General features: G+C 69.2%; 16 protein-coding genes. 13 read left to right on the plus strand and 3 right to left on the minus strand.

From position 1 onward, the window contains the following. Positions 1–297 precede the first annotated feature (297 nt). The 11 genes from urtA (at position 298) to VHAB30_RS25195 (ending at position 11562) form a co-directional block, all read left to right on the plus strand. Positions 298–1491, plus strand: coding sequence for an urea ABC transporter substrate-binding protein (gene urtA / locus VHAB30_RS25145; RefSeq protein WP_159278971.1), 1194 nt, complete (start codon positions 298–300; stop codon positions 1489–1491). A gap of 5 nt (positions 1492–1496) precedes the next feature. Next, positions 1497–2399, plus strand: coding sequence for an urea ABC transporter permease subunit UrtB (urtB, locus tag VHAB30_RS25150; RefSeq protein WP_062470432.1), 903 nt, complete (start codon positions 1497–1499; stop codon positions 2397–2399). A 3-nt stretch (positions 2400–2402) separates the two neighbouring features. Beyond that, positions 2403–3455, plus strand: coding sequence for an urea ABC transporter permease subunit UrtC (gene urtC, locus VHAB30_RS25155; RefSeq protein WP_159278972.1), 1053 nt, complete (start codon positions 2403–2405; stop codon positions 3453–3455). 14 nt (positions 3456–3469) lie between these two features. Continuing rightward, the gene (urtD, locus tag VHAB30_RS25160; RefSeq protein WP_070061447.1) at positions 3470–4252 is read left to right on the plus strand and encodes an urea ABC transporter ATP-binding protein UrtD; all 783 of its coding nucleotides are present in this window, start codon (positions 3470–3472) and stop codon (positions 4250–4252) included. A 17-nt stretch (positions 4253–4269) separates the two neighbouring features. Further along, a complete protein-coding gene (gene urtE, locus VHAB30_RS25165) occupies positions 4270–4959 on the plus strand; it encodes an urea ABC transporter ATP-binding subunit UrtE (protein WP_159278973.1) in 690 nt (229 codons plus the stop codon). Between the two features lie 42 nt (positions 4960–5001). Further along, entirely contained in the window at positions 5002–6039 is a 1038-nt protein-coding gene (locus VHAB30_RS25170; RefSeq protein WP_159278974.1) for an aliphatic amidase, read from the plus strand. Positions 6040–6050: 11 nt separating this feature from the next. Continuing rightward, the gene (locus tag VHAB30_RS25175) at positions 6051–7061 is read left to right on the plus strand and encodes an alpha/beta fold hydrolase (RefSeq protein WP_159278975.1); all 1011 of its coding nucleotides are present in this window, start codon (positions 6051–6053) and stop codon (positions 7059–7061) included. Then, positions 7058–7876 (plus strand): CbbQ/NirQ/NorQ/GpvN family protein, encoded by an 819-nt coding sequence (locus VHAB30_RS25180; RefSeq protein ID WP_159278976.1) that lies wholly within the window; start codon positions 7058–7060, stop codon positions 7874–7876. The genes VHAB30_RS25175 and VHAB30_RS25180 overlap by 4 nt, the downstream gene beginning before the upstream one ends. After that, positions 7873–9507 carry a nitric oxide reductase activation protein NorD gene (locus tag VHAB30_RS25185; protein ID WP_159278978.1) on the plus strand — a complete coding sequence of 545 codons (1635 nt, stop codon included), beginning with the start codon at positions 7873–7875 and terminating at the stop codon, positions 9505–9507. Before VHAB30_RS25180 ends, VHAB30_RS25185 begins: the two co-directional genes overlap by 4 nt. Before the next feature lie 66 nt (positions 9508–9573). Beyond that, positions 9574–10728 carry a transporter substrate-binding domain-containing protein gene (locus tag VHAB30_RS25190; protein ID WP_095743106.1) on the plus strand — a complete coding sequence of 385 codons (1155 nt, stop codon included), beginning with the start codon at positions 9574–9576 and terminating at the stop codon, positions 10726–10728. A gap of 180 nt (positions 10729–10908) precedes the next feature. Then, positions 10909–11562, plus strand: a complete 654-nt coding sequence (locus tag VHAB30_RS25195; protein ID WP_095948498.1) for an ANTAR domain-containing response regulator — start codon at positions 10909–10911, stop codon at positions 11560–11562. A 6-nt stretch (positions 11563–11568) separates the two neighbouring features. Here VHAB30_RS25195 and VHAB30_RS25200 read toward each other — a convergent pair whose 3' ends face one another. Next, positions 11569–12459 (minus strand): LysR family transcriptional regulator, encoded by an 891-nt coding sequence (locus tag VHAB30_RS25200; RefSeq protein WP_062470400.1) that lies wholly within the window; start codon positions 12457–12459, stop codon positions 11569–11571. A 90-nt stretch (positions 12460–12549) separates the two neighbouring features. Between VHAB30_RS25200 and VHAB30_RS25205 the strand changes: the two genes are divergently transcribed. Continuing rightward, positions 12550–12744 (plus strand): DUF1127 domain-containing protein, encoded by a 195-nt coding sequence (locus VHAB30_RS25205; protein WP_159278979.1) that lies wholly within the window; start codon positions 12550–12552, stop codon positions 12742–12744. A gap of 64 nt (positions 12745–12808) precedes the next feature. Next, positions 12809–14476, plus strand: coding sequence for a hypothetical protein (locus VHAB30_RS25210; RefSeq protein ID WP_159278981.1), 1668 nt, complete (start codon positions 12809–12811; stop codon positions 14474–14476). On the opposite strand, the gene VHAB30_RS25215 is transcribed toward VHAB30_RS25210, so the two are convergent. Both VHAB30_RS25215 and VHAB30_RS25220 read right to left on the minus strand, forming a co-directional pair. After that, the gene (locus tag VHAB30_RS25215; RefSeq protein ID WP_159278982.1) at positions 14382–15041 is read right to left on the minus strand and encodes a uracil-DNA glycosylase family protein; all 660 of its coding nucleotides are present in this window, start codon (positions 15039–15041) and stop codon (positions 14382–14384) included. The two genes, VHAB30_RS25210 and VHAB30_RS25215, sit on opposite strands and share 95 nt — an antisense overlap. A gap of 10 nt (positions 15042–15051) precedes the next feature. Beyond that, positions 15052–15882: an isocitrate lyase/PEP mutase family protein gene (locus VHAB30_RS25220; protein WP_159278983.1), complete on the minus strand. Its 831-nt coding sequence runs from the start codon at positions 15880–15882 to the stop codon at positions 15052–15054. Positions 15883–15886 lie beyond the last annotated feature (4 nt).

Below are 15886 nucleotides of genomic sequence, written 5' to 3' on the forward strand. Positions count from 1 at the left end.
CGAGCAATCGTTCCCAGTCATACGACGCCCGCTGCCAGTGCTGCCAGCGAGGTGTCGGGCAATTAAGCCCGAATCGGTTTCACCACCGGTTCGGGCTTTTTTGTTTTTTCGGTCGCAACAACGCCTTTTTCAAACGGATGCGCGCCATCCGGTGGCGCAGCCTTGCCCGGAGAAAACGCACTGGCAACACAGCGCTCGTTTGCAGGGGCCGCGCGGCGGGAGGAGACACCCAAAACGCGGTGCCGAAGGTCGGATGTTCCTGATGACTCGCACAAAACCAAAGCAAAGGAATTTGACATGACGAACGCTTTCAACCGCCGCCAGATCGTGAAGACCGGCGGCTCGATGATCGTGCTGGGCGCCGCCTCCGGCGTGGCCGGCCTGGCCCGCGCGCAGGACGGCGCCACCGTGAAGCTAGGCCTGCTGCATTCGCTCTCGGGCACCATCGCCATCGCCGAGGCTTCGCTGGTCGACGCCGAGAAGCTGGCCATCGAGGAGATCAACGCCGCCGGCGGCGTGCTGGGCAAGAAGATCGAGGCCGTGGTCGAAGACGGCGCGAGCGAGAACTCGGTGTTCGCCGAGAAGGCGCGCAAGCTGCTGGAGCGCGACAAGGTGGCGGCCATCATCGGCTGCTACACCTCGGCCTCGCGCAAGGCGCTCCTGCCAGTGCTCAACCAGGCCAAGGGCCTGCTGTTCTACCCGACCTACTACGAAGGCCAGGAGCAGGACAAGCGCGTGTTCTACCCCTCGCAGGAAGCCACGCAGTCGGTGATCGCGGCCGTGGAATGGATGGCGCGCGAGAAGGGCAAGAACTTCTTCCTCGTCGGCTCCGACTACATCTACCCGCGCACCTGCAACAAGATCGCCAAGCCCGCCATCGCGAAGGCCGGCGGCAAGGTGCTCGGCGAAGAGTACGCGCCGCTGGGCCACACCGAGTTCTCGTCGATCATCAACAAGATCAAGGCCGCCAAGCCCGACTGCATCTACAGCACGGTGGTGGGCGGCTCCAACGTGGCCTTCTACAAGCAGCTGCGCGCGGCGGGCCTGGACGGCGCCAAGCAGGTGCTGCTCTCGACCGTGGTGTCCGAGAACGAGATCGACGGCATCGGCAAGGACAACGCCGCCGGCTACTACGCCTGCATGGGCTACTTCCAGAGCATCAAGTCGCCGGCCAACGAGAAGTTCGTGAAGGCCTTCAAGGCGAAGTACGGGCAGGACCGCGTGATCGGCGACCCGATGGAGGTGGCCTACAACAGCGTGTACCTGTGGAAGCTGGCGGTGGAAAAGGCCAAGTCCTTCGACGTGGACAAGGTCACGGCCGCCGCCGCGGGCGTGGAGATCGAGGCGCCCGAGGGCACGGTGCGCATCCACGCCACCAACCACCATGTGTGGAAGAAGGTGCGCGTGGGCCGCGCGCGGCCCGACGGGCAGTTCGACATCGTGTGGGAATCGCCGCAGCTGGTCGAGCCCAACCCCTTCCCGAAGGTCTGAACGCGATGAACTTCGACATCGCGGTGATGCAGGTGTTCAACGGCGTGAGCCTGTTCACCATCCTGCTGCTCATGGCCATCGGGCTGGCCATCGTGTTCGGCCTGATGGGCGTCATCAACATGGCGCACGGCGAGCTGATGGCGCTGGGCGCCTACATGACCTACCTGGCGGCGCGCTTCTTCGCACACTACGCACCGGGCTTCATGGACCTGTACCTGTTCGCCGCGATCCCGTTCGCGTTCGCCGTGACCTTCGCGTTCGGCTATGTGCTGGAGCGGGGCTTCATCCGCTTCTTCTACGACCGCCCGCTCGACACCCTGCTGGCCACCTGGGGCCTGAGCCTCATGCTGCAGCAGGCCTACCGCTCGATCTTCGGCGCGCAGGAAGTGAGCGTGCCGCTGGCCTCGTGGCTGGCGGGGGCGTGGGAGCCGACGGCGGGCATCCAGCTGCCGCTGAACCGCATCTTCATCGTCGGGCTCACGGCCCTGGTGGCGGTCGGCGTGTACCTGCTGCTGTACCGCACGCCGTGGGGGCTGAAGGTGCGCGCGGTGACGCAGAACCGCGCCATTGCCGGCGCGGTGGGCATCGACACGCACCGCGTCGACGCGATGACCTTCGCGCTGGGCTCGGGCCTGGCGGGCATCGCGGGCGCGGTGTTCACGATGATCGGCTCGACCAACCCCGGCACGGGCCAGCTGTACATCGTCGACTCGTTCATCGTGGTGGTGTTCGGCGGCGTGCAGAGCCTCATCGGCACCGCGCTCTCGGGCTTTGCCATCGCGCAGTCGCAGACCTGGCTCGAGTACCTCATGAGCGGCTCGATGGCCAAGGCCACGATCCTGCTGCTGGTGATCGCGGTGCTGTACTTCCGGCCGAACGGCCTGTTCGCCACGCGTTCGAGGAGCTGAGGCATGCACGGTCTTTCTCCTCAACGCAAGCGCGACCTCGGCGCGATGGTAGCGGTGCTGGTGCTGCTGGCCGTGGTGCTGCCGCTCACGCTCGACGCGTTCCGCCTCAACCTCGTGAGCAAGTACCTCGCCTTCGCGTTCGTCGCGGTGGGCGTGGTGCTCACCTGGGGCTACGGCGGCGTGCTGAGCCTGGGCCAGGGCATGTTTTTCGGCCTGGGCGGCTACATGATGGCGATGTTCCTCAAGCTCGAGGCCTCGGCGCCCGAGCTGCCGGACTTCATGGTGTGGAGCAGCGTCGAGCAGCTGCCCACGTGGTGGCAGCCCTTCCACTCGCTGGGCTGGACGGTGGTGGGCATCCTCGTCGTGCCCGCCGTGCTGGCCTACGTGTTCTCGTACGCGATCTTCAAGCGGCGCGTGAGCGGCGTGTACTTCGCGATCGTCACGCTGTCGCTGGCGCTCACGCTCACGGTGGTGGTGGTCGGCCAGCAAGGCGACACCGGCGGCGCCAACGGCATCACCGATTTCCGCACGCTGCTGGGCTGGGACATCGCGGGCGATGAAGCCAAGCGCACGATGTACTTCGTCGAGGTGGCGGCCATTGCGCTCGTGATGATGGTGTCGCTCGCCATCGTGCGCAGCCGCTTCGGCAAGCTGCTGATCGCCATCCGCGACAAGGAAGACCGCGTGCGCTTCAGCGGCTACAACACGGCGCACATGAAGGCCTTCGTGTTCGCGGTGGCCGCCGTGCTGTCGGCCATCGGCGGTGCGTTCTACAGCCTGCAGGTGGGGCTCATCGCGCCGGGCGTGATCGGTGTCGTGGCCTCGGTCGAGATGGTGATCTACGCGGCGGTCGGCGGGCGGCTGTCGATTCCGGGCGCGGTGATCGGCGCGCTGCTCATCGGCTTTCTCAAGTCGTACCTGTCGGAGACCTTCCCCGAAGGCTGGCTGTACGTGCTGGGCGCGGTGTTCATCCTCGTGGTGTGGGCGATGCCGAACGGGCTCGCGGGCCTGGGCGAAAAGCTCGTGCGCCGCCGTGCCGCGGAGGTGGCACCATGAACGCCACGATGACGATGCCCAACGGCGGGCTGCCGCAGGCCGCTTCGGCGGTGCCGCCGTCGAGCGAGCAGATCCTGCGCATCGAGGACCTCACCGTGTCCTTCGACGGCTTCAAGGCCGTGGACGGGCTGAGCCTCTCGGTCGAGCGCAACGAGTTGCGCGTGATCATCGGCCCGAACGGCGCCGGCAAGACCACGCTGCTGGACATGGTGTGCGGCAAGACCAAGCCCAGCGCGGGCCGCGTGCTGTTCAACGGCCAGGACCTCGGGCGCCTGAACGAGTACGAGATCGTGCGCGCCGGCGTGGGCCGCAAGTTCCAGACGCCCTCGGTGTACGAAGACCTCACGGTGCTGGAGAACTTCGAGATCTCGCTGCCGCGCATGCACGGCCTGCTGCAGTCGCTGACCTTCCGCCGCACGCCCGCCGTGCGTGCGCGCATCGACGCGATGGCCGAGCAGGTCTTCCTGGCCGATCGCCTGGGCCACCGCGCCGGGCAGCTCAGCCATGGGCAAAAGCAGTGGCTCGAGATCGGGATGCTGCTGATGCAGGAGCCCGAGCTGCTGCTGCTCGACGAGCCCGTGGCCGGCATGAGCCCGCGCGAGCGCGAGCAGACCGGCGACCTGCTGCGGCGCATCTCGGCCGGCAAGTCGGTGGTCGTCATCGAGCACGACATGGACTTCGTCAAGCGCATCGCGCACCGCGTCACGGTGCTGCACCAGGGCAAGTTGCTGAGCGAAGGCACGGCGGCCGAGGTGCAGGCCGACCCGCGCGTGATCGACGTGTACCTCGGCCATTGAGAAAAGGAGATATCCAGATGCTTGAAGTCTCCGACCTCAACGTGGCGTATGGCGAGTCGCACGTCATCCGCGATGTGTCGCTGCGCGTCGCGCCCGACGAGGCGGTCGCCATCATGGGCCGCAACGGCATGGGCAAGACCACCTTGCTGAAGTCGCTCATCGGCCTCTTGCCCGCGCGCGGCGGCCACATCCGCCTGAGCGGCACCGAGCTCACGACGCTGCCCAGCTACCAGCGCGTGGCGCAGGGCCTGGCCTTCGTGCCCCAGGGGCGCATGGTGTTTCCGTTCCTCACGGTGGAGCAGAACATCCTGTCGGGCGCCGCCCGGTCGGGCCACCGCACGGTGCCCGACTACCTCTACACCTTCTTCCCCGTGCTCAAGGACATGAAGCAGCGCAAGGCCGGCAATCTCTCGGGCGGCCAGCAACAGATGCTGGCGATTGCGCGCGCGCTCATCTCGGAGCCGAAGGTGCTGATCCTCGACGAACCCACCGAGGGCATCCAGCCTTCGATCATCAAGGAGATCGCGCAGACGCTGAACGTGCTGCGCGCCGAACGCGGCTTCGCCGTCGTGGTGTCGGAGCAGGTGCTGAGCTTCGCGCTCGACCTGGCCGACCGCTTTCTCGTCATCGACCGGGGCCGCATCGTGCACGACGAAGCGCGCGCGAGCCTCGACCAGGACAAGGTCAGGTCCTTCCTGACCGTGTAGCCCTTCCTCTTTTTCTTCAACCACCCCTTCAGGAGCAGCGTCATGAGACATGGTGATATTTCGAGCAGCAACGATTGCGTCGGCGTCGCGGTCGTCAACTACAAGATGCCCCGCCTGCACACCAAGGCCGAGGTGCTGGACAACGCACGCAAGATCGGCGAGATGCTGGTCGGCATGAAGAAAGGCCTGCCGGGCATGGACCTGGTGATCTTTCCCGAGTACTCCACGCACGGGATCATGTACGACGCCAAGGAGATGTACGACACCGCGTCGGCCATCCCCGGCGAGGAGACCGCGATCTTCGCGGACGCCTGCCGCCGCGCCAACGTGTGGGGCGTGTTCTCGCTCACCGGCGAGCGCCATGAGGAACATCCGAACAAGGCGCCCTACAACACGCTGATCCTCATGAACAACCAGGGCGAGATCGTCCAGAAGTACCGCAAGATCATGCCGTGGGTGCCCATCGAGGGCTGGTACCCGGGCGACTGCACCTACGTGAGCGAAGGCCCCAAGGGCATGAAGATGAGCCTGATCATTTGCGACGACGGCAACTACCCCGAGATCTGGCGCGACTGCGCGATGCGCGGCGCCGAGCTCATCATCCGCTGCCAGGGCTACATGTACCCGGCCAAGGAGCAGCAGATCCTGGTGTCCAAGGCCATGGCCTTCATGAACAACACCTACGTGGCCGTGGCCAACGCGGCGGGCTTCGACGGCGTGTACTCGTACTTCGGCCACTCGGCGCTCATCGGCTTCGACGGCCGCACGCTCGGCGAATGCGGCGAGGAAGAGATGGGCATCAACTACGCCGAGCTGTCGATGGGCCTGATCCGCGACGCGCGCAAGAACGGCCAGTCGCAGAACCACCTGTTCAAGCTGGTGCACCGCGGCTACACCGGCACCATCAACTCGGGCGACGGCGACAAGGGCGTGGCGGCCTGCCCCTACAACTTCTACACGCAGTGGATCAACGACCCCGAGGGCACGCGCGAGAGGGTGGAGTCGTTCACGCGCACCACGGTCGGCACGCCCGAGTGCCCGATCGAGGGCATTCCGAACGAACCGGCCAAGCACCGCTGAAACGCCGCCCCATGGACCACGACATCTTCGAACTCGGCGATGTCGCGCTGCAGCGGGGGGCCACCCTGCGCGGCGCGAAGCTCGCCTACAAGACCTACGGCACGCTCAACGCACAGAAGAGCAACGCCATCGTCTACCCGACCTGGTACTCGGGCCAGCACACCGACAACGAATGGCTCATCGGCCCCGGCATGGCGCTGGACCCGGCGAAGTACTTCATCATCGTGCCCAACATGCTGGGCAACGGGCTGTCGTCCTCGCCGAGCAACACGCCCGAGCCCTACAACCTGGCGCGCTTTCCGAACGTCACGCTCTACGACAACGTGACGCTGCAGCACCGGCTGGTGACCGAACAGTTCGGCATCGAACAGCTCGCGCTGGTGGTGGGCTGGTCGATGGGCGCGCAGCAGACCAACCAGTGGGGGTGCCTCTACCCCGGGATGGTGAAGCGCATCGCGCCCTTCTGCGGTTCGGCGAAGACGGCACCGCACAACATCGTGTTCCTCGAAGGCGTGAAGGCCGCGCTCACGGCCGACGCCGCGTGGAACGGCGGCTGGTACACCGCGCCGCCGACGCGCGGGCTGCGCGCGGTGGGCCGCGTGTACGCGGGCTGGGGCCTGTCGCAGCCCTTCTACATGCAGCAGCTGTGGCGCGAACTGGGCTTCAGCTCGCTCGAAGACTTTCTCGTAGGCTACTGGGAAGGCTTCTTCTTGCAGAAGGACGCGAACAACCTGCTCGCGATGCTGTGGTCGTGGCAGCACGGCGACATCAGCGACAACCCGGTGTTCAAGGGCGACTTCAAGAAAGCGCTGGGCGCCATCCGGGCGCGCGCGATCGTGATGCCGGCCGAGCGTGACCTGTACTTTCCCGTGGCCGACAACGAATGGGAGGTGTCGCACATGCCGAACGCCGAGTGCCGCCCGATCCCCGGCGTGTGGGGCCACTTCGCGGGCGGCGGCAGCAGCCCGGTCGACACCCGCTTCATCGACAACGCCCTGCAGGAACTGCTCGCCACGCCATGAACGCTCCCGTGCACGACCCGCTCGCCAGCTACCGCATCGAGACCGAGCCCTTCTACAGGCCCGCGGACCACGAGGTGGCGCTGTACCGGCACGCGTACCGCCACCGCATGCCGCTGATCCTGAAAGGCCCGACGGGCTGCGGCAAGACGCGCTTCGTGGAGCACATGGCGTGGTCGCTCGGGCGGCCGCTGGTCACGCTCGCGTGCAACGAGGACATGACGGCGTCGGACCTCGTGGGCCGCTACCTGCTCGACGCGAACGGCACGGCCTGGCACGACGGGCCGCTGACGCTCGCGGTGCGCCACGGCGGCATCTGCTACCTCGACGAGGTGGTGGAGGCGCGGCAGGACACCACCGTGGTGATCCACCCGCTGACCGACGCACGCCGCATCCTCCCGCTGGACAAGAAGGGCGAGCTGGTGCACGCGCACCCCGACTTCCAGCTCGTGGTGTCGTACAACCCCGGCTACCAGAGCAGCGCCAAGGACATGAAGCCCTCGACGCGCCAGCGCTTCGCGGCGCTGGAGTTCGACTACCCCGACGGCGCGCTCGAAGCGGAGATCGTTGCGCACGAGGCCGGTGTCGACCCCGCGCTCGCCGCGAAGCTGGTGGCCATTGCGCACTGCTCGCGCGAGCTCAAGCACCGCGGGCTCGACGAGGGCGTGTCGACGCGCATGCTGATCTACGCGGGCGTGCTGATCCGCGACGGCGTGTCGCCGCGCGACAGCTGCGACATGACGATGACGCGCGCCCTCACCGACGACCCCGACATGGCGAGCGCGCTGCAGGGCTTTGTCGAGGCGCAGTTCGGATGAACGACGGGCACGGCGCCCTCTCGCTGCTGGCCCGCGGGCTGGCCGGCGTCGATGTCGACGTGCAGCCGCTGGCCGGTGCGCGTGCGGTACTCGCGGGCCGCCGGCTGCTGCTGCCCGAGGGCGACGAAGCCGCGCGCCTGCACCGCGCGATGGTCGCGCATGCGGTCGCGCACCTGCGCCACTCGACGCCTGCGCGGCCGGCGCGCGCGCTCAAGCCGATGGGCATCGCCATCGTCTCGGCCATCGAAGACGCACGCGTCGAGCGGCTGCTGTGCCGCGACTTTCCCGGCCTGCACGGCTGGTTCACCGCCGCGCTGCCGCCCGCGCCCGATCCGCTGGACCTGCGCTTTGCCGCGCTGGTCGCGCGCATGGACCGCGTGCTGCTGCGCGCCGAGGCGCAGGACGACAACCACTGGGTGAACAAGGCGCGCCGCCTGTTCGAGGAGACGGTCGCCCGCGCGGGCCTGGAAGACTACGACGCCTTCCGCGCCGTCGCCTCGATCCTCGCCAACGACCTGGGCCAGATGCGCGTGCGCTTCGAGCCGCAGGACTACGCCGTGCCCGCGCCCTGGCGCGACGACAACAGCTACCTGTGGGACTTCGGCGAGGCCGAGACGCCGCCCGACGAGGCCATCGCGCTGCAGCAGACGGGCGCGCGGCCACCACCACCTTCCGATGCATCGAACGAAGGCAACGACGCGCCACCCGAAGGCATCGCCGACATGGAACTCGGCCGCTACACCTACCCCGAATGGGACCGCACGCAGGAGCGCCTGCGCCCCGACTGGTGCACGGTGATCGAGAAGCTGCCTGCGTGGCAGGGCCTGGGCGCGGCGGGCGCTTCGGGAGCGGCGGGCCATGAGCGCATCGTGCCGCTCGCCCTGCCCCGCGCGCACCACCTCGACCGCACGCACCGCCTGCGCCGCCAGTGGGAAGGCGACGACATCGACCTCAACGCGGCCATCGAGGTGCTGGTCGATCGCCGCCTGCGCCTGCGGCCCGATGCGCGTCTGTTCATGCGCCCCGGCAAGGGGCCGCGCCCGTCGAGCGTGCTGGTGCTGCTCGACCTCTCGGAGTCGGCCAACGACGCGGGCCACGGCGGCGGCGCCGTGTCGCTGCTCGACCTCGAGAAGCAGGCCGCTCTGCTGCTCGCCGCCTCGAACGCGCGCGGCATCGACCGGCTCGCCATCCACGGCTTCTCGTCGAACACGCGCGCCGAGGTGTACTACTACCGCCTGCTCGAGTTCGGCCAGCCGCTGGCCGCGCCCTCGCGCGCCATGATCGGCGCGGTGCGCGGGCGCTACTCGACGCGCATGGGCGCCGCGCTGCGTCATGCGGCCTCGCACCTGCAGGCCGAGCCGGCGGGGCCGCGCGCGATCCTGCTGGTGACCGACGGCGCGCCCTCGGACATCGACGTGCACGACCCGAAGTACCTGATCGAAGACGCCCGCCAGGCCGTGGCCGAGGCGCGCAACGCCGGCGTGCGCAGCGCCTGCATCGCGGTGGACGGCGCGGCCGACGCGTACGTGCGGCGCATCTTCGGCTGGCGCAACTATTGCATCGCCGACGACGCGCGCAGCCTGCCCGCGCGGCTGGCCCGCATGAGCACGCGGCTGGCCGCCGCCCATTGACCGACCGAATGAAGAAAGCCAGGGAGGAGCACACAATGAGGGCCCACACATCCAGGAGACACCCCAGTGGCTGACAGGGACCCTCTTCGCGTCGGCATTCTGTATTCCGAGACCGGCGTCACCTCGACCATCGGCCTGTCGCAGTTGCAGGGCGCGCTGCTGGCCATCGAGGAGATCAACGCGGCCGGCGGCGTCGACGGCCGCGAACTCGTGGCCGTGCGCTACGACCCGCAATCGAACCCCGTGCGCTACGCCCAGCTGGCCGAGCGGCTGATCGTGCAGGACCGCGTGAACGTGCTCTTCGGCTGCTACATGTCGAGCAGCCGCAAGGCCGTGATCCCGGTGATCGAGAAGTGGAACAAGCTGCTGTTCTACCCCACGCTGTACGAAGGCTTCGAGTACTCGGGCAACGTGATCTACACCGGCGCGGCGCCCAACCAGAACAGCGTGCAGCTGGCCGAGTTCATGACCACGAACTTCGGCGCGCGCGTGTACCTGATCGGCTCCGACTACATCTACCCCTATGAGTCGAACCGCATCATGGGCGAGCTGGTGATGCAACGCCCCGGCAGCGAAAAGCTCGGCGAGCGCTACGTGGCGCTGGACGCCACCGAGAAGGACTACCGCGCGATCATGGACGACATCCGCGACAAGCGGCCCGACTTCATCTTCTCGACGGTGGTGGGCGATTCCACCGCCAGCCTGTACCGCGCCTATGCCGAGGCCGGCTTCGACCCGAAGACGATGCCCATCTCGAGCCTCACCACCTCGGAGGCCGAGATTTCGCAGATGGGCCCCGGCGTGGCCACGGGCCATTTCACGGCGGCGCCGTATTTCCAGTCGATCGACTCGCCCGCCAACCAGCGTTGCCTGACGCGGCTGCGCGCGCGCTTCGGCGACGGCTGCGTGCCCAACCTGTGCTGGGAGGCCTCGTACTTCCAGATGCACATCTTCGCCAACGCCTTCCGGCAGGCGGGCACGGACGGCATCGCGGAGATCCTGCCGCACATCCTGGGCAGCGAGTTCGATGCGCCGCAGGGCCGCGTGAAGATCGACCCGACCAACCACCACACCTGCCTGTACCCGCGCATCGGCCGCGTCGACGCGCACGGGCAGTTCACCATCGTGCGCCAGGCGACGCGCCCGGTGTACCCGGACCCGTACCTCGTCACGCACTCGCTGGGCGACTGGACGGCGCGGCTCGATGCGCTGGAGCTCTAGGATGAACCCGCAGCGGTCGTTCATCGGCGAGCCCCGGCAGCGCGTCCCCGTGCGCAGGACACCGGGTGCTTCCCGCAGCGAAATCAAGGAGGAGCCGAAGGCGGGGGACATTCGCGGAGGGAAGTACCCGGTGGCCTGTGCACGCACCCCGGACAGCAGCGTCAAGAGAAAGCCCTGACCGTGGACAGCACAGCCCCCAAGCGACACACCCTGCGGGTGACGCCACCGCAGCTCAAGGAGCTGCGGCTGCTGAAGATCGCGGTGATCCACCCCGACGACGCAGACGGCCGGCAGCTCACCCAGCAACTGCAGCGCATCGGCTGCCAGGTGCAGGCCTTCTGGCCGCCCGTGCAGCACCTGCCCGAGGGCATCGACGTGGCCTTCATGGCCGTGCAGCCCGACTTCATCAACCTGCGCTTCGAATGGACCCAGAGCGAGGACGCCCCCGCCGTCATCGCCGTCGTGACCTACGAGAACCCGACCATCGTCGAGGCCGTGCTCGAGATCCGCGCCAAGGCCGTGCTGCCGTCGCCGGTGCGCTCGTTCGGCCTGCTGTCGGCGCTGGTGGTCGCGCGCGAAGCCCACAAGGAAAGCCGCTCGCTCGCGCGGCGCCTGCGCAAGACCGAGGCCAAGCTGCTCGGCGTGCGCCAGCTGGCCGAGGCCAAGAGCATCCTCATGAAGACGCACGACGTGTCCGAAGGCCAGGCCCACGACCTGATCCGCGAACAGGCCATGAGCAAGCGCACCACCATGGAAGACATCGCCGCGGCCATCGTCAACGCCAACGAGATCCTCTCGCTGGGCACGCGCGGCCCCAAGCCCGGGCCGGGCTGACCGCACTCAGAGCTGGCGGAACGCCGTCAGCACCTTCAGCACGCTCTGCGTGGCGCCGTCGAGCGTGGCGTGCGGGCGGTGCGCGATGCCCAGGCGGCGCGTGAGCTTCGGCGTGACTGGCACGATCTGCATGCGCTCGTTGAGCGCCGCGTCGGTGGTCTGCTGCAGCGGCAGCAGCGCCGCGCCATAGCCCGCCGCCACCAGGCTGCGGATCGCCGCGTCGTAGTTGAGTTCGATGCGCGCGCGCGGCGCAAAGCCGGCCGCGGCAAACCACTCCATCGACAGCCGGTACATGTGCGTGGTCGCGTCGTTGAAGATCAGCGGCTGCGTCGCCAGCCAGGCCGGCGTGGCGCGCTTGGGCGCCTTCCAGCGCGGCGGCACGAAGGCCATCATGGGCTGCGTGCGCCACGGCGTGACCACCAGGTCGCGCTGCGGCGGCTGCGGCATCGCGACCAGGCCGATGTCGAGCGTGCCCGCCGCCAGCCGCGCCATCGCCTCGGCCGAGCCGAGGATGCTCACCTCGACGTCGATGCCCGCATGGCCCACGCCCAGCGCCTCGAGCACCTGCGGCAGCAGGTCGACCACCACGCCGGTGGAGGTGCCCAGCCGCACGCGGCCCGTGCGGCCCTCGGCCTGGCGCTTGACGGCCTCCACCGCCTCGTCGGTGTCGCGCAGCAGCTTGCGCCCGCGCTCGACCAGCGCCGCGCCGGCCGCGGTGGGCGTGACGCGGCGGTTGCCGCGCACCACCAGCTGCGCACCCAGGCGCGATTCGAGCTCGCTGATGTGCAGGCTCACGGTGGGCTGCGCCAGGTGCAGCGCCTGCGCCGCCGCCGAGAAGGTGCCCAGGTCGGCAATGGCGATGAGCGTACGCAGTTGATCGAGGTTGAGCTGTCGCATCAGGAATACTGATTGAAGGTGTCAGAAATCTCAACTTCCACAATAGCACGCGCCGCCGGAAGATGAGCGCTCCCCTACCAGGAGCCCACCGTGACCGCGCCGAAGCCACCGTCTTTTCATCAACGCCTGCTGCACGCCCTGCACGACTGGCGCCGCCGCGCCGTGACACGCCGCCGCGCCCGCGACGACGTGCAGCTGCTGGCCGGCATGAGCGACCACGACCTGCGCGACCTGGGCATCGGCCGCAGCGAAGTGCCCGAGCTGGTCGACCGCAGCCGCTACTGACCCGCTGGACCTCGCCTGCGGTTTCTTCAGGAAGCCGCGGGCGATTTGAGGTTCAATCCGGGGCGTGCCCTCCACCGCCTCCCCTGCCCTTCTTTCCATCGAACTCACCTCGCCGCAGTCCGTCGACGGACGGCGCGCGGCCTTCCAGTCGCTGTGGCTGCTGGTGCGCATGCAGCACGCCCATGCCCACGGCGGCGGCAGCGGCGTCGTGCGGCTGGCCGACCTGCGCGGCGAGGTGTCCGACGCCAGCACGCTGCGCATGGTCGTGAGCCGTGCGTTCCGCGACTTCAAGGCCTGGGGCCTGGAGGTCGGCTGGGGCGAAGACCTGCAGCGCGAGCCGCGTTTTCTCAACGCCGAGCGGCGCAGCCAGGGCCCGTTCTGGCTGCCGGCCGCGCAGGCCAAGCGCCTGCGCCTGCTCGTGGACAACCGACCGGCCACCGCCGCCGAGGTGGCGTCGTTCCTCGGCCTGCGCGCCCGCAAGGCGCAGGCCGCCGGCTCGATCACGCCGCCCGACGCCGTGCACCTGCAGGACGCCGCCTTCTGGAAACAGCTGGTCGCCTCGCAGCAGGCCGCGCGGCAGGGCCGGCTGATGTCGCCGGTGGCGGGCGGAAACGGCAACGGCAGCGCGCTCGAAGCCATCCGCCTGGCCGGCACGCTGGCCGCCAGCGACTTCCAGCGCGCGCTGGTCACGCTCAACGAGGCCATGCTGTGGCGCCGGCTCGGCGACAACGAACAGGCCCGCCGGCGGCTGCAGGCGCTCAAGAAACAGCGGCTCGCGCACCACGTGGCGGGCAACGACTACCTCGGCGCGATGGAGTGCATCGTCTCGGCCTGGTGCGCCTACACGGCGCGCGACCTGCCGCTGGCGCAGTCGCTGCTAGGCGGCATGGCGCAAGACCCGGCGCGCGCACTGGTGCTGCGCCACCACCCCGACGTGCGCTTCGAGTGGTGCAACCTGTGGGCGCTGGCCTGCCGCTCGCGCGCCCTCGCGCTGGCCGCCGACGACCGCCCGGCCGCCGCGGCACTCGCCGAAGAGTCGCTGCAGCGCTTCGGCGAAGCGCTGGCGGCGGCCTTCGAGTCGCACTCCTTCGATGCGGCGCAGCACGTGGCGGCCAACATGGGCATGGCCGCATGGCTGTTCGACCGCGTGGGCCTGGGCGACCTTCCGGCGCTCGCGCACGATGGCCACCGGGCCGACACCACGCGCCGCGCGGTGCAGTGGATCGCCTTCAGCGAATGGCTGTGCGGCCACACCGACGGCCAGGGCCGCTCGGCATGGAACGCGATCTACCTGATGCGCATCGCACGCGGCCACTGCCGGCCCGACGCGCAACCCACGCTCGCGCAGTTTCGCGCGCAGAAGCCGCTCGACCCGGCCGCGATGTCGAAGCTCGCGGGCCCGCTCGCCGACGCCTTCGACACCGCGAACTGGCCCGCACGCTGGGTCGACGTGGCGCAGGCGCGGCTGGCCGACCACCAGGCCGGGCGACGCCGCTACCCCGGCTTGCAGCAGGGCAGCCTGCTGTTCGAGCACGCGTGGTACGCGGCGCATGCGGGCGACCTGAAGGCGGCCGAACGCTCGCTGGGCCTGCTGCGCGAGGTGCTGCCGCAGTTGGTGCCGAGCGACCGCGCCTACTTCACCGAGTCGTGGAACGATGCGCTGCCGGCCGAGCTGGTGCTGGAGGCGAAGCCGCCGCGGCGGCCGTCGGCCCCTCGGAAACAGGCGCACTGAGCGCCTGCTGCACGCGCTCGCGCAGCACCGGCAACACGTCGCGCTCGAACCACGGATGGTGCTGGAACCACGCGGTGTTGCGCGGCGACGGATGCGGCAGCGGGACGAAGCGCGGCGCGTAGTCCGCAAAGGCCTCGACGGTCTCCGTCACGCCCCCGCGCGCGGTCTTGCCGAGGAAGTGGCGCTGCGCGTACTGGCCGATGAGCAAGGTCAGCGCGATGTGCGGCATCTGTGCCAGCAGGCGGTCGTGCCACAACGGCGCGCACTCCTTGCGCGGCGGCAGGTCGCCGCTGGTGCCTCGGCCCGGGTAGCAATAGCCCATCGGCACGATGGCGATGCGCGCCGCGTCGTAGAACAGCTCGCGGTCGATGCCGAGCCAGCGGCGCAGCTGGTCGCCGCTCTTGTCGTTCCACGGCACGCCGGTCTGGTGCACCGTGAGGCTGGGCGCCTGGCCGACGATCAGCAGCCGCGCGCTCGCACTGGCCTGCACGATCGGGCGCGGCCCAAGCGGCAGATGCGCCTCGCATGCGCGGCAGGCGCGGATGTCGGCGAGCAGCGCATCCACGACGTTGGAGCTAGTCGGCGAACGGACGGAAGAAGGCGTTCAGCTCGGTGCCCGGCGTGGCATCGGCAAAGCCGTCGAAGCGGCCTTGCTCGGCCAGCGTGCGCGCGGCGCGGATGAAGCCGCCCCAAGCCGCGCGCGCCATGCCGCCGCCCACGCTCACGCGGCGCACGCCGAGCGCGGCGATGTCCGCCATCGTGAGCTCGCTGGTCGCGCCGACCAGCAGGTTGACCGGCTTGGGCGCGACGGCGGCCACCACGGCCGCGATCTGCTCGCGCGTCTTGATGCCGGGCGCGTAGAGGCAGTCGGCGCCGGCCTCGGCGTACGCACGCAGGCGCGCGATGGTGTCCTCCAGGTCAGGGCGGTTGGCAAAGAAGTTCTCGGCGCGGCCCACGAGCAGCGTGTCGCCACCCGCTGCGTCGATGGCCCGGCGCGCGGCGCGCAGGCGCTCGACCGCGACGTCGATGGGGAACAGCGGGTCGTCGGGGTTGCCCGTCGAGTCCTCGATCGACAGGCCCGCCACGCCGGTCTCGACCGCGAGGCGCACGCTCTCGGCCACGCCCTGCGCGTCGGCGGCGAAGCCGTTCTCGAAGTCGGCGTTCACCGGCAGGTCGGTGGCGGCCACGAGTTCACGCAGGTGCGCGAGGATCTGGTCGCGCGACAGCGCCCCGTCGGCATGGCCCTGCGACCACGCGAAGCCGGAGCTGGTGGTGGCCAGCGCCTTGTAGCCCAGGCCTTCGAGGTAGCGCGCGCTGCCGGTGTCCCAGGGGTTGGGAATGACGAAGCAGCCTTGGGTATGAAGCGCGCGAAAGTCGGCGCGCTTCTGCGCGATGGAGCGGGTCATGAGA

The sequence above is a fragment of the Variovorax boronicumulans genome (assembly GCF_009811375.1).
Classification (GTDB): domain Bacteria; phylum Pseudomonadota; class Gammaproteobacteria; order Burkholderiales; family Burkholderiaceae_C; genus Variovorax; species Variovorax boronicumulans.

Bases quoted from the DNA above. Each gene is read 5' to 3' on its own strand.
- urtA (WP_159278971.1), top strand. From the start codon at position 298: ATGACGAACGCTTTCAACCGCCGCCAGATCGTGAAGACCGGCGGCTCG.
- urtB (WP_062470432.1), top strand. From the start codon at position 1,497: ATGAACTTCGACATCGCGGTGATGCAGGTGTTCAACGGCGTGAGCCTG.
- urtC (WP_159278972.1), top strand. From the start codon at position 2,403: ATGCACGGTCTTTCTCCTCAACGCAAGCGCGACCTCGGCGCGATGGTA.
- urtD (WP_070061447.1), top strand. From the start codon at position 3,470: ATGCCCAACGGCGGGCTGCCGCAGGCCGCTTCGGCGGTGCCGCCGTCG.
- urtE (WP_159278973.1), top strand. From the start codon at position 4,270: ATGCTTGAAGTCTCCGACCTCAACGTGGCGTATGGCGAGTCGCACGTC.
- VHAB30_RS25170 (WP_159278974.1), top strand. From the start codon at position 5,002: ATGAGACATGGTGATATTTCGAGCAGCAACGATTGCGTCGGCGTCGCG.
- VHAB30_RS25175 (WP_159278975.1), top strand. From the start codon at position 6,051: ATGGACCACGACATCTTCGAACTCGGCGATGTCGCGCTGCAGCGGGGG.
- VHAB30_RS25180 (WP_159278976.1), top strand. From the start codon at position 7,058: ATGAACGCTCCCGTGCACGACCCGCTCGCCAGCTACCGCATCGAGACC.
- VHAB30_RS25185 (WP_159278978.1), top strand. From the start codon at position 7,873: ATGAACGACGGGCACGGCGCCCTCTCGCTGCTGGCCCGCGGGCTGGCC.
- VHAB30_RS25200 (WP_062470400.1), bottom strand. From the start codon at position 12,459: ATGCGACAGCTCAACCTCGATCAACTGCGTACGCTCATCGCCATTGCC.
- VHAB30_RS25220 (WP_159278983.1), bottom strand. From the start codon at position 15,882: ATGACCCGCTCCATCGCGCAGAAGCGCGCCGACTTTCGCGCGCTTCAT.